General features: G+C 62.3%; 10 protein-coding genes. 5 read left to right on the top strand and 5 right to left on the bottom strand.

Annotated elements, in window-relative coordinates; all coding sequences use genetic code 11:
• Positions 1-59 precede the first annotated feature (59 nt).
• Positions 60-977 carry a LysR family transcriptional regulator gene (locus FHW92_RS02720; protein ID WP_168601664.1) on the top strand — a complete coding sequence of 306 codons (918 nt, stop codon included), beginning with the start codon at positions 60-62 and terminating at the stop codon, positions 975-977.
• A 20-nt stretch (positions 978-997) separates the two neighbouring features.
• On the opposite strand, the gene FHW92_RS02715 is transcribed toward FHW92_RS02720, so the two are convergent.
• From FHW92_RS02715 to FHW92_RS02700, 4 genes are read right to left on the bottom strand one after another with little or no spacing between them, the layout of a single operon-like run.
• Positions 998-2,167 (bottom strand): MFS transporter, encoded by a 1,170-nt coding sequence (locus tag FHW92_RS02715; RefSeq protein ID WP_168601663.1) that lies wholly within the window; start codon positions 2,165-2,167, stop codon positions 998-1,000.
• A gap of 23 nt (positions 2,168-2,190) precedes the next feature.
• Entirely contained in the window at positions 2,191-2,580 is a 390-nt protein-coding gene (locus FHW92_RS02710; RefSeq protein WP_168601662.1) for a DUF6379 domain-containing protein, read from the bottom strand.
• Positions 2,573-3,472: a TIM barrel protein gene (locus tag FHW92_RS02705; protein WP_168601661.1), complete on the bottom strand. Its 900-nt coding sequence runs from the start codon at positions 3,470-3,472 to the stop codon at positions 2,573-2,575. Before FHW92_RS02705 ends, FHW92_RS02710 begins: the two co-directional genes overlap by 8 nt.
• Entirely contained in the window at positions 3,469-4,698 is a 1,230-nt protein-coding gene (locus FHW92_RS02700; protein ID WP_168601660.1) for an NAD(P)/FAD-dependent oxidoreductase, read from the bottom strand. The genes FHW92_RS02705 and FHW92_RS02700 overlap by 4 nt, the downstream gene beginning before the upstream one ends.
• A gap of 151 nt (positions 4,699-4,849) precedes the next feature.
• On the opposite strand from FHW92_RS02700, the gene FHW92_RS02695 reads away from it, so the two are divergent.
• Positions 4,850-5,455 carry a TetR/AcrR family transcriptional regulator gene (locus FHW92_RS02695; protein ID WP_168601659.1) on the top strand — a complete coding sequence of 202 codons (606 nt, stop codon included), beginning with the start codon at positions 4,850-4,852 and terminating at the stop codon, positions 5,453-5,455.
• A 78-nt stretch (positions 5,456-5,533) separates the two neighbouring features.
• Here the strand turns inward: FHW92_RS02695 and FHW92_RS02690 are convergent, their stop codons facing one another.
• Positions 5,534-7,177 (bottom strand): tannase/feruloyl esterase family alpha/beta hydrolase, encoded by a 1,644-nt coding sequence (locus tag FHW92_RS02690; RefSeq protein WP_168601658.1) that lies wholly within the window; start codon positions 7,175-7,177, stop codon positions 5,534-5,536.
• Positions 7,178-7,333: 156 nt separating this feature from the next.
• On the opposite strand from FHW92_RS02690, the gene FHW92_RS02685 reads away from it, so the two are divergent.
• The 3 genes from FHW92_RS02685 (at position 7,334) to FHW92_RS02675 (ending at position 12,349) form a co-directional block, all read left to right on the top strand.
• Positions 7,334-8,521 (top strand): TetR family transcriptional regulator, encoded by a 1,188-nt coding sequence (locus FHW92_RS02685; RefSeq protein ID WP_168601657.1) that lies wholly within the window; start codon positions 7,334-7,336, stop codon positions 8,519-8,521.
• 9 nt (positions 8,522-8,530) lie between these two features.
• Positions 8,531-9,886 (top strand): MFS transporter, encoded by a 1,356-nt coding sequence (locus FHW92_RS02680; protein WP_168601656.1) that lies wholly within the window; start codon positions 8,531-8,533, stop codon positions 9,884-9,886.
• A gap of 72 nt (positions 9,887-9,958) precedes the next feature.
• On the top strand, positions 9,959-12,349 hold the full coding sequence (locus tag FHW92_RS02675) for a TonB-dependent receptor (RefSeq protein WP_168601655.1): 2,391 nt from the start codon (positions 9,959-9,961) through the stop codon (positions 12,347-12,349).
• The last annotated feature ends 14 nt before the right edge of the window (positions 12,350-12,363 follow it).

Raw genomic sequence — 12,363 nt, 5'->3', positions numbered from 1 at the left:
TAAGAGGACCGGTCCATATCATCCATTGCAATTATGGATGGAAGGCATACTAAATCCGCATGACTTTCGATGAACAGCGCCTGCGCGCCATCGTGGCGATTGCCGACAGCGGCAGCCTTGGCCGCGCCGCCGATCAGGTCAATATGAGCCAACCCGCGCTGAGCCGGATGATCCATGACATGGAACTGCGCCTGGGCCGCCAGTTGTTCGAACGGCACAGCAAGGGCATGACGCCCACCATCGCGGGCGACATCCTGCTCCGTTTTGCAAGGCAACTGACCTTCGACATGCAGCAGGCCCGCGAGGCGCTGGTCGAACTCGACGGCTTGCGGGGCAGCCGCGTGCGCGTTGGAGCGATCGCCTCGGCCATCTATGCCACGGTGGCCGAGGCGATCAGCGCGCTTCTGATCGCGGCCCCGCAAGTCAGCGTCGAAGTGTTCGAAGCAGCCGATGGCGAACTGACCGAAGCACTTGCCGAGCGCCGGATCGACCTGATGATCGGCAGCGAAGGTCTGGTCTACGAAGGCATCAGGCCGCTTGGGCCTTGCGGCGAGGGCGATCATTTCACCGTCTGCTGCAACCGCGCCACAGCCCGCCTGCTACCGGAAAAACCGCAGCTTGCCGATGTCCTGCAACAGCGCTGGGTCATGCTCAACAAGGGCCGGACGCCGCGCCATTATTTTGACGGCCTGATCGCCCAAGCGGGCGCCGCCATGCCGGAAATCGCGATTGAAACCAATTCCATCGCCGCCCAGATCGCCCTGCTGCAAACCACCGGACTGCTGGGCTGGCTGCCATGGCCGGTGGTCCGCGACCAGATCGCGGCCGATTCCCTGGTGGCGCTCAACATTCCCGCCCTGACTTTGCCGCGCCATTTCTGCATCTATCGGCGCAGCAATGGCTATCTTTCGCGGGCGGCCGAATTGTTTCTTGAAAAACTCGGGGTCGGCGGGGCGTCGCCGATTCAGGAGGCATGATCGCCCCTTTTCGGCCATTGCTACCTTGCCCGCAAAACCGCGACACCGGCGCAGATGACCGCCAGCCCTCCCAACCAGGCAAAGGCGCCGCCGATGCCGGCCCCGCTCAGCCGCACGAGGGAGACCGCCAGCGGGCTGGTGAACTGACCGAGGAAGAAGCAGGCGCTCCAGATGCCCATGGCGCGCCCGCGATGCTGGGGCGCGACGCCCTGCATCGCCCACAGCACCAGCGCCGGAATCAGGATGCCCGCGCCGAATTGTTCGATCATGGCAAAACCCGTCATCGTGGCGATATCGGCGGCAAAACCGATGCCCAGCATTCCCGCCCCCATAAAGCCGAGGAACGCGGCGATCTGTCCCGCAACGCCAAGCCGGATGGACAAAGGTTTGAACGCCAACCCACCCAGAAACACGCCGATATTGGCAAGGCCGACCAGCATGCCGACCTTGTCCGCCGCGTGGAGGCCGATGCCCTCAAAGGCCAGCCCGATCTGAACGATATAAACGTAATAGAGCGAGGCCCCGAACAGCGTCACGCCGCCGCAAACCGCAATGTGACGAGTGGGGAAGGTTTCGCTGCTGGCAGTGCTGCTGATCCGTGCGTGCGCCGGTTCGAACAGCCAGATCGCCATGGCCCCGGCAATCGGCAGCGCCACCGCATAGATCAGGAACGGCAGGTGCCAGTCAAACGCCGCCAACTGGCCCGATCCGATCAGCACCGTTACGCCGAAGATCGGGCCAAAGGCGGCCTGCGCCATCAGCCAGTTGCGGCGGCCCGCTTCGGGGTAATAATCGGCAATCAGCGTGTTGGTGATCGTCAGGATCGCCGCCTCGCACAGGCCAAGCGCAAGGCGGGTGGCAAAGATCGCGGCCAAGCTTTCCAGAAAATAGGGCGCCACGCCGACAAAGCCATAGATGAATGTCGCCCAGATCAGCAGGACGCGCCTGCCATAACGATCCGCGAGCCAGCCCATCACGGGCGAGAACAGCGCGATCATCAGCCCCGGCGCGGTCACGCCCAAGGGCACCAGCGTGGTAGCACCGGCCAAGCCTGCGAAATGCCCCACCATATTGGGCACGGCGGGGGTAAGGGCAACGATGGCCAGAATGGGCAGAAACCCCGCCAGAATGACGAGAACCCCCTGCGCCGGTCCCGCAACAGGCGCCGGCTTGGTAAATGCGGTGGCCATCGCGGCCCCTCCCTTTTGGTATGTTATGGTTGGATGATGGTGATGTGGCGGGTTTCGCGCACAAAGGCGGGCTGGAACTGCGGCGGGAAATAGGGATGCCGCAGCCGCAGGGTGCAGCCTACTTCATGCACTCCCGCCGACAGACCGTCCGGCTTTGCCACCTGCACCGCTATGGTTTCGCCCACATTCCACCACGTCTCGGTCGCCTCGGCCATGGCGGCATGGGAATAAACCTCGCCGCGCAGCAGGATGCTGTTGGCCTCGGCCGGATAGGTTTGGCCATCGACGGTGATGTCGATCCCCTCGATCAGGCTGAGGCGCAGGCCGCGATAGTTGGGCTGGCGCAGCCGCAGGGTAAAGCCTGCCTCGGTATTGGCAAAGCCGCTGGACTGGATGATGCTGCGCTCAGGCATGGGAAAGCTCCGTTTCGCGTTCGAGGCGGCGGATAAGGCAATGCTGGCGGCGCACCTGCTCAATGGCCACCCATGGGTCGCGCACGCCTTCATACTCGCTGGAGAGATAGCCGTTGTAATTCAGCTTCTTGAGCATCGGCACGATCCGATCCCACGGGATATGGTGATCGTGCAGCTTCTCGTCGATGTGGTGAAACTTGGCCTGGATGAAGGGCACATAGTCGATCACCTCGGCCAGATGTTCGACCGGCACCTTGATACCGTCGAGAAAGCTGAGCGCGGCCTTGCGGATTTCCGGCGTTTCCCCCGGCCAATAGGGCAGCGGGCGGTCCTGAAAGATGCCGGTGTCGATCAGCAGGCCGAAGTGCCGGGTGCCGGTCTTCTGGATGAAATCGACATAGGCTTCGGTCACTGGATGGCGGATCGGGGTGGGCGCGTGGATTTCGGGGATGATGGTGATGTCCAGTTCATCGGCCAGATCCAGCACACGCTCCACCGCCCCCCGCCAGATCGGATGCGGGGTCAGTTCCTCGTCTATCACCCCGAACTTGGGGCGGATGAAGCGGAAGCCGAGCAGATGGGCCAGACGCAGATCCTGCGCCAGTTGGGCTGCTCCTTCCTCCTCGGTACGGTTATGGTTGAGGGTGATGCTGGTATCGACCCAGCACGCCATATTGGTGGGAACCAGCTTAAGCCTCTCCAACCGGGCGAACCAGTGGTCTATCCATGCCGTGTCGGGCCGGGGATAGGCGGGAATGTGGCTCTCGCTCAGGATCTCGATGCCGGTGGCGCCGGTGTCGGCCACATGTTCGAGCGCCTCATCCAGCCCCATCACCGTGCCGATGTCATCGGTATAGCTGTAGAGCGATACGCCATATTGGAAGCCGCTCATGCCGCAGCCTTTCGTTTGTGGGTGGGAATATAGGGTTGGCCATCCTCGATCTCGGCCAATTGCGAGAGGATGTGTTTGGGCATTTCATCGCCCACCATCTTTTGCAGAAAGGGCGTGTGGTCGAAAATCCAGTCGCGGATCGGGCGCAGGAACGCCGGGCAGTGATGAAAGATCTTGCCGGTGTAATAGGCGCCTTGCGTCACCTGTATCGTATGGGGAATGCGCCGCTGTTCAAAGCAAAGCAGCGCAGCCCGCACCGCTGCCGTATCGGCCATATCAACCGCAGCCAGTTCGCGGGCGAGGAAATAGCCATCCTCGATCGACATGCCCGCGCCATAGGCGGCATAGGGAGAGGTAGGATGCGCGGCATCGCCCACCAGCGTGATGCGCCCCTTGGACCATTGCTTCAGCGGCGGACGGTCGCGGATTTCCCAGCGCTGCATATGCTCGACCGGCGTGGCATCGATCAGATCGCGCACCGTCTTGGAAAATCCCTCCACCCGCGCCTTGCAGAAACCGATCAGGTCGCCGGGCGCCGGGGCCGCCGGATCGCAGGCCTCCAGCACCCACCATTCATAGCCCCATTTGCCCTCATGACGGATCGGCGTGTAGCTGACCTGCGTGGTGCGATTATGGGCGATGATGCCGACGCCCTCGGGTTCCTGATCCAGAAACAGATAGCCGCCCACCAGATGCAGGCGCTGATGCCGGATCGGCTTTCCCCCCCACAGATGGCCGCGCACGAAGGAGTTGATGCCATCCGCGCCGATCAGCACATCGGCCTCATGGGTCGCGCCATTGGCAAAGGTCAGGCGCACGCCCGCGCCGTAATCGTCGATCCTGACCAGTTCATGGCCCAGCTTGAGCACCTCGGGCGGAATGGCGTCGATCATCCGCTGATAGAGGCCCCAGCGCAACAGGCCGATGAAGCCGCCGCCATATTCCGCCTCGACTTCAGGCGGCAGCAGGACATCGGCGCGGCGTTTGCCCGTGCGGCTTTCGAAATAGGTGTGGCATGGCGCGCCCAGATCCTCGGTATCAACGCCGATCAGCTTGAGCACCTTTTGCGGCGGGGGCCACAGGTTCAGGATGTTGCCCGCCGCCTTGATCTCGCCTGCGCGTTCAAACAGCGTGACCTCAAAGCCCAGCCGCAGGCAGGCCAGCGCGGCGGCCATGCCGCCCGGCCCCGCACCGACAATCGCGATGCGCCCTTTCGATTGTGCCATCTTCTCTCTCCTCACATGCCGTTGGCATCGAATCTAGCATTGCTAAGATTGAGCTATCTAAGCGATGCTAAAATAGATGGCAAGAGCGCTTCCTCAGGCCTTGCAGCCAGCGCCAGTCTTGGTAGGGAAAGGCCGGTAACAGGAGCGCGCAGTGGCCAAGGCGAAAACATATCACAAGGAAGACCTGCGTCGCGATCTGCTGGCCGCTGCGCGGGCGCACGTGGCCGAACATGGCCACCTGTCCTTGTCGCTGCGCTCTCTGGCCCAGCAGGTGGGGGTCAGCACGGCCGCGCCCTATTACCATTTTGCCGACCGGCGGGCCTTGTTGCTGGCCGTGGCCATCGAAGGTTTCGCAGAACTCAACACAGACGCGAGCGCCATCGCCGACAGTCCCGCCCCGGTGGCCGATCAACTGCTGGCGCTGGGTGAGGCCTTTCTGGATTTTGCTGCGCGCCAGCCCCGCCTTGTCGAGCTGATGTACGAAAGCGAATTGACCTCGCCCGAGATCGATCCCGCGCTGCTCGCCTGTCAGGATCGCGCTTATCGCACCTTGCTCAATGTGATGCAGGCCGCTTTGCCCGCCCATGCGCCGGTGGAGATTTCTGTGCGGGTGATGGCCTTCTGGTCGGCGATCTATGGCTATGCCATGCTGCGTTCCAAACTGATGCTCAAGCCCTTTGAGCCCTCTGATCTTTCGGTGCAGGCAGTGGACAGCGGCGTGCTGGCCCAGGCTGTGAAGGCGGCCCTGGTCGATTGAGCGGCACCATGGCGCCGCCTTGGAAGGCCGCGCCATGGATTAGCCGGAAATCACCGACGAGACGCCTGGAAAGTTCCACTAATTCTTCACGCAAGTGAAGCTGGCGGCGCTGTCCACCGAACCGGTTCCGCGATAGCGCGGCCAGGAGCCAAATTCGCACATGGGCCGCGTACGATGCTGGTCCTTGTTGGCATCAACCGCAATCGGCCGTTCCGGCGCGCGGCCCGTTTCCACCCAGCGGTCAATCGCGGCGAGCCCATCAAACCGGGCGCTGAACAGGCCAAATCCGTGACCAAAGCCGGGAATCACATAGAAGCGCATGAAGGATGGAAGATTGGCCTTGCCATGGCGAGCGAGCTGTCGCTCATAATAGGCCTCGCTGTTGTGCGGGGTGATGAAGTCATCAATGGTGCCATGGGTCAAAATGATCTTGCCGCCCTTGCGCCGAAATGGCGTCAGGTCGACATCGGTCACGTCCATGATCTGTCCCGACTGTTGCACACGCGCTTTCCACTCATCGGGCCTGAAGGTGAGCGGGTCGAACCCCGGCTGACGTGTAATCACATATTTTATGGTGCCCGAACCGGCGTTGTAGAGCAGCGGATCGGCCGCAGTCGGGGGATTGGCGGGAACGGGCCGCGAGCCCAGCATCGAAGGCCCGTGGAACAGGGCACCTTCCAGCAGCGCCCAGCGCGCAAACACCTCGGAACCGGCAATCGGGAAGCCGGGGCGGAACGGGGAGGTAATCTTCTCCACCGCCGCAATCTGAGCGTCCGAAAGGCATGCATCCCCAGTGTCTTTGCCATCGGCGCAGCGCAAAGTGGCCCGAACGGTGGCGATGCTGAACCGCTTGTTGCAGCCCTTCACATTGCTGATGATCCCGTCTTTGGCCCCATCAAGACTGTCGCAAGCGGCATAGACAGCATCGGTAAGCAGCTTGGTTTTGGCAGGGTTCAGCCATCCTGCTCCGCCATTTTCATAGAGAGCCATGCCGACATTCCATGATCCCAGGTGCAGCATGGTCACATTATAGGCCGGATAATTAGCCACCACGCCGTCATAATCGGCGGGATAACGCGCTGCGGCATCAAGCGCCTCGTGGCCGCCTTGCGACGCGCCGATGAAGTAGAAGCGCTTGGGGGCGCGGCCGTATCGCGCGGTGATGATGGCCATGGCCGCATCATGGGCTTTTTTGACCGATTGCCGGCCGAAATTCAGCAAGGCTTCGTCATTGAGGGCAAAACTGCCGTCAAAACCGGCTGTTCCCTTGTGTCCGCCGTCGCTGCCCAGAGTAACATACCCTTGCGCCAGAGGATTGCGGACCGAATCCGGCTGCAGCGCCGCATGGCCCAGGCCCGTGACCAGCACACCGTCGAAACCGCCGCCGCCGAACTGGACGGCTTTGCGGTTCCAGGCGGTTGGGAGGTTGACCTCAAACTCCATCTTGGGCGCATCCGGGGACGCGGGCAGAATGAAGCCCCTCACCTCGCAGAATTCGCCATTGGGGTTCGATGAGTCCGGCAGAACAAGCTGCGCGGTGCTGACCACCGCACCCGTGGTCGGCAGTCCGATTTTCGAAGCGGGGATCGACATGCCCGCCAGCCCCGCGCAGACACCGGCGGGGCTTTCGTCGGGCGGCGCAGCGGCATGAACGGCTGTCCCGGAAAGGACATTGGCCCATGTAGTGACGGCCAGACTGACGAAGATCCGTTTGCGGCTCATTGTTCCATCCCCCTTTTCCGACGCCGGATACGGCGTGGCCAGTGCGTTCGCCTTTGGCCACAGCGCAGGAAAGCGCGATGTAGCGGGCATCATGCCCGGTGACAAATCCACAGGCTCCCACTAGAGGAAACATTCCTGCAAACGCCCGGGACGCTGATGACTTCTGTCGATGAAACACATGGCGCGCAATCCGTCATCGCCTCGGCGCTGGAACTGATCGCTTCTCATGGCCTTGCCGAATTGACCCTGCGCCCGCTGGCCGAAAAGGTCGGTATGAGCCTGAATGCCCTGACCCAGACCATGGGGTCGAAAGAGCAGTTGCTGACGCAGGTCATCGACCATGCGATGGAGCAGGACCGCCTGTTTCGCGAAAGCTGGCTGAGGCGTCTTGAGGCGATGGCGCCGGTAGGACCCGGCCTGCGCGCCGTGCTGGCCGAAACCATGCTTGACGACTGGGTAGTCGGGCATCGCGCCCTCGCCTGCCTGCTGATTGATATGGTGCAGGATGCCGGGCGACGGGCAGAGTGCCCCCCCGCTCTGGGCGCATGGCTGGACGCGGTGGGGCTGTTCTGGGCCGACGTGCTGTTTGGCGATCCGCGTCAGGCCGATGCGGCGCTGGGCTATATCCTTGACGAGGGCGGTTTTTCGCTGTTTGCCCATGCCAATCCGGCCTATCGCATGTTGCGCGCCCTGTGCCTGCACCGTTTCACCGGCGGCATCTATCCCGATCCCGACGAGGATATTGGAAAAGGCCGCCATCTGGAGCAGTGGATCGCCGCGCTTGAACCCGATCAAACCTATCCCGATACGCCCGACCGCAGCAAGAGGGGTCTGATTGCGGCACAGGCCGGGCGGCTGATCGTCACCTGCGGGCTGGAAGCGCTGACCCATCGATCCGCCGCAGCGGCAGCCGGAACGCCCGCCTCCACCGTGGTCTATCATTTTGGCACGCGCGATGAACTGATGGTGGCCGCCCTTCATGCGGTTGTCACGAATTTCCGGCACAATCTGGCCGAAAACTTTGGTCGGCCGCATCCCTTTCATGCCAATTACGCCTCCTCCCGCGATCTGGTCAGGGCAACCTCGATCATTGCCATCGCCGCCGCCCGGCATCCCGGACTGGGGCCTCATGCGCTCGACATGCGGCGCCGTCGCGGCGAAAATATCGTCACCTCGGTGCTGTGGGACATGGGCCTGCCCCATGGGCGGATTGCGGATCGCACCACGTCTCAGGTGGTTTCCGTGGCCCTGTTCGGTATGCGCATGGTGGCCATGGCGCGCGGGCTTGATGAGGATGAGGTTCTTCATGCGGCCTTTACCCGTCTGGCCGAGGTATGCCGCTGAGAGGGCCTCATGCCTGTGATGCAGGAGGATCAGGCCTCCAGCCGGGTCGCTGACCATGCCGAAATGCTGGCGCTGTCGCTGCCCAGTTTCGTCTTCTCCGGTTATGAACTGGCGCGCAAAACCTATCTGCCGGTGCTTCTGGTGGGAGCGGCGGGGCTGAATGTGGCCAAAGCCGGGCTGATCCTGACCATTGTGGGCGGCTGGGGCATTGTTGTCGAGGTGCTCTTCGGGATGGTTTGCGATCTGGCCCCCGATCCCCATCGGCGGCGCAGCTTCTGGGTGATGACAGGCATGGCGCTGCAAGGTGTCGGCGGCCTGATACTTTGGCTCATGCCGCAAAATCGCACGGTCCTTGGCTGGTTGCTCGGCCTCCTGCCTTGGGCCAGCGGCTGGGTCCTTTCCAACCTCGCCCATGGTGCATGGGCGCTGGAACGGTCCAGCGGCGTACCGGCGCGCGGACGGATTTTCGGCGCCCGCGCGCAGGCGGGTATGGCGGGCTCCATCCTGTTTGCCGCCGCGCTGCTGTGGAGCCGCCACGATCATCATGGCATGGACGATTTCCATGTCCTCCTCTGGCTGACGCTGGCCGGATCGCCTCTGGTCCATGGCTGGCTGATCTGGCGTGTGAAGGAGAGGCCGACCATGGTGCCCTCCAGACCGGATTGGGGGAGCGCGCTCAAACCGTTTCGCGTCCTTATGGCTTCTGCGGCAGACTGTTGGCTGGCCGCGCTGTTCCTGCTGGTGGGCGCGCATATGGCCGTTATCGGCAGCAGCTTTCTCTTCATCGCCCGCCAGCGCCTCGATTTGGCCGAATGGGGCACGCCGGGCATTCTGGCGCAGGCGCTGGCGGCGATGATCGGAACTGGCATCGCGCCGGGCCTGCTTCGCGCCGTCGCCCCGCTGCGTATGCTGATAGTTGTGTTTGTGCTCAATCTCGGGCTGGCACTTGTTCTGCCATGGCTGCCGCCGGGGCAAATCCTGCCTTTGATCCTTTGGTCCTGCGGCACAGGGGCCACGATGGCAGTGGATTTCATGCTGCTGCGCGTGTTGTTGGGGCAAAGGCTGGATCGGGATCGGCAGCGCGGCGGCGATGCTCCCGCGGCCGCTTTCTATGCCGGTTTTCATCTGCCCTTCAATCTTGGCGCGATGATCGGCACAGCCCTGTTGTTTCACGCGATGGCGGCGATGGGCGACAGGGGGCTTGGCTTCGCCTGGCTGACCGGCGCGCTGGCAGCTGTCATTCTGGTGGCGGCCATCGGCTGCACTTTCCTGCTACGCCGGGCGCTCTGTGTCGAAACGAGCGAGGCCACGCCGTCCATTGAGCTGAACACTCGTATTCTTAAAAAGGTAAAATCTGTTTTTTAAGCTGAACAATCGTCTCTTAATTGTCATCTCCAGCGTCTAATCGCCCCCCAACGCAACTTGGGGTTTCGAATCATGACCAGTTTCCGCCGCCCGGCTTCTCTCACGCCTGCCTTGCTGCTTGCCGCCACGGCCATGACCGTCGTTCCCGTCGCGGCCCGCGCGGCCGATGCCCCTGCTGCCGGTGCCGCGCCCGCGCTCGATCAGATCCTCGTTACGGCCGAGCGGCGCCAGGAAAAGATGCAGAATGTTCCCATCTCGATCATCTCGCTGAGCGGGGACGCCTTGCAGAGCAGCGGTTATCAGTCGCTGACCGATCTGCAATACACCACGCCAGGACTGACCTATGATCCGACGCAGGGCGCGGCGTTCCAGATCCGCGGCGTGGGTTCGACCTCGTTTGACTTTTCAAATGCCAAATCGGTCAATGTGGTGGTCGATGATGTGGTGATGGACGCCCAGCGCGATCTGGGCATCACCGGCCTTGTCGATATCGAGCGCGTCGATGTGCTGATGGGGCCGCAGGGCACGCTGTTCGGCAAGAACTCCACCTCGGGCGTGATTGCCATCACCACCGTCAAGCCCAAGCTGAACGATTTTTCGGGCAAGGTCTATGCCAGCTATGGCGAGCGCAATGACCGCACGATCAACGGCACGATCAACATTCCGCTGGGCCAGAAAGCCGCGCTGCGCATCAGCGCTTTCGATGTCGGACAGGACGGCAAGGGGCGCTATGTCACGCTCAACCGCAATTTGGGGCGTGTCGATGAATTCGGCGTGCGCGGCAAATTGCTGTGGCAACCTGCGCCGGATCTGGAAGTCATTCTGGCGGGCGAATATACTCATCACTTCGACACATCCGTGCGCACCGCCGTGGGCGGTCCGGCGGGCACCAGCTTTGCCCCCACTGCCGCCGTCACCGCCGCGCAAATCGCGCTGGGCGTGACGCCGGGGCCGCGCAATGTCGATACGGCCGATGGCTTTCTCGGCTCGATCAGCACCACCAATCAGGGCGGCTCGCTGCATGTCGCCTACAAACTGGGCGATCATACGCTGACCTCGATCACCGCCTATCGCGAAACCGCCTATGGCAATGATACGCCCGCCGACCTGCTGCCCAATGACGTCTATTCCTATATTTCGTACAATTCGGGCCGGTTGAAGACCGACAAATTCAGCGAGGAAGTGCATCTGGCCTCACCCACCGGCGGTTTTGTCGAATATCTGATCGGCGGCTTTTACAACCGCCTGCACGCCAACCAGACGCAGGTGCAATGGGGGCCGCTGGGCACCAGTCCGCTGATCGTCAACGGCCAGATGATCAGCACGCTTTACGCCAATACCGGCGCCAATGATCCCGTGACCGGTAAGTTGCTGGGCAATGCGGTGCAGTTCAACGCGCATAACGAAACGCTGGCCGCCTTTGGTCAGGTCAAGTTCAACCCCACCTCGCGGCTCAGCCTGACGCTGGGCGGGCGCTATAACTATGACCGCAACGACCAGGCGATCAGCTATCCCAATTTCGACCCGGTGGCGATTCTGGGCAGCCCGGTCAATTTCATCGCCACCGGCACGGCGCCGACGGCCGATTTCCGCTATGGTGTGAAATCCTCGCAGCGCTTCACCTATCGCATCGCGCCCACCTTCCAGCTCAACCGGAATGTGATGTTCTATGCCACCTATTCGACCGGCTACAAGCCGGGCGGCGTGGCCTTTGTCGGCAACAAGTATGACCCCTATAATCCGGAATCGGTAAAGAGCTGGGAAATCGGCGAAAAAGGGGAATTCTTCAACCACCGCCTGCGCGTCAATTTCGATGTCTTCTCCTCGAAATACACCAATTTCCAGGCAACGATCCTGACCCCGGTTTCAACGGGCGTGGGCGGGTTCATTCTGGCTTCGGCCATCGGCAATGCGCCGGGCCTGCGCAGCCGGGGCTTTGAGGCGCAGGTGGCGGTCAAGCCTACGCACAGCCTGTCGCTGTCGGGCGCCCTGACCTATACCGATGCCAAATTCACCGATTATGTGGCCGGCGCCAATGCCAATTACACCGGCACGCGCCTGACCAACGCGCCGCGCTGGATGTCGACGATCGCCGCCGATTACAACGCGCCGATCAATGACAAATTCGACATCAAGGCGCATGTGGAATATGTCTATCGTTCCGATCTGCAGACTGTGACCGGCGCGATGCTGGGCAATATCACCGCGCCCGCCGTCACCAATCCCGACGGCACCAAAACGCCCAATGCCAGTTATTCCTATGTGCCGGGCTATGGTCTGGTGAACGGGCGGATCACACTGGCCCGCGCCAATGACAAGGTGGAACTGGGCATCTATGCCCGCAACCTGTTCAACCAGTATTTCTCGACCGGATGGCAGATCTATGGCGCGCTGGGCCTGCTGCATTACACCTCGCCCGATGCCTATCGCACGGTCGGCGCCTTTGCCCAGGTCAAGTTCTGAAAGGCGCCCTTGCG

Source organism: Novosphingobium sp. SG707, from assembly GCF_012275515.1.
In the GTDB taxonomy this organism is placed as follows: Bacteria; Pseudomonadota; Alphaproteobacteria; order Sphingomonadales; family Sphingomonadaceae; genus Novosphingobium.
Note: the sequence above shows the minus strand (reverse complement) of the source record. Positions and strands in the feature narration are given on the sequence as shown.

Excerpts from the sequence above, each read along its gene's own strand:
- FHW92_RS02720 (WP_168601664.1), top strand. The coding sequence starts at position 60 with ATGACTTTCGATGAACAGCGCCTGCGCGCCATCGTGGCGATTGCCGAC.
- FHW92_RS02715 (WP_168601663.1), bottom strand. The coding sequence starts at position 2,167 with ATGGCCACCGCATTTACCAAGCCGGCGCCTGTTGCGGGACCGGCGCAG.
- FHW92_RS02710 (WP_168601662.1), bottom strand. The coding sequence starts at position 2,580 with ATGCCTGAGCGCAGCATCATCCAGTCCAGCGGCTTTGCCAATACCGAG.
- FHW92_RS02705 (WP_168601661.1), bottom strand. The coding sequence starts at position 3,472 with ATGAGCGGCTTCCAATATGGCGTATCGCTCTACAGCTATACCGATGAC.
- FHW92_RS02700 (WP_168601660.1), bottom strand. The coding sequence starts at position 4,698 with ATGGCACAATCGAAAGGGCGCATCGCGATTGTCGGTGCGGGGCCGGGC.
- FHW92_RS02690 (WP_168601658.1), bottom strand. The coding sequence starts at position 7,177 with ATGAGCCGCAAACGGATCTTCGTCAGTCTGGCCGTCACTACATGGGCC.
- FHW92_RS02685 (WP_168601657.1), top strand. The coding sequence starts at position 7,334 with ATGACTTCTGTCGATGAAACACATGGCGCGCAATCCGTCATCGCCTCG.
- FHW92_RS02680 (WP_168601656.1), top strand. The coding sequence starts at position 8,531 with ATGCCTGTGATGCAGGAGGATCAGGCCTCCAGCCGGGTCGCTGACCAT.
- FHW92_RS02675 (WP_168601655.1), top strand. The coding sequence starts at position 9,959 with ATGACCAGTTTCCGCCGCCCGGCTTCTCTCACGCCTGCCTTGCTGCTT.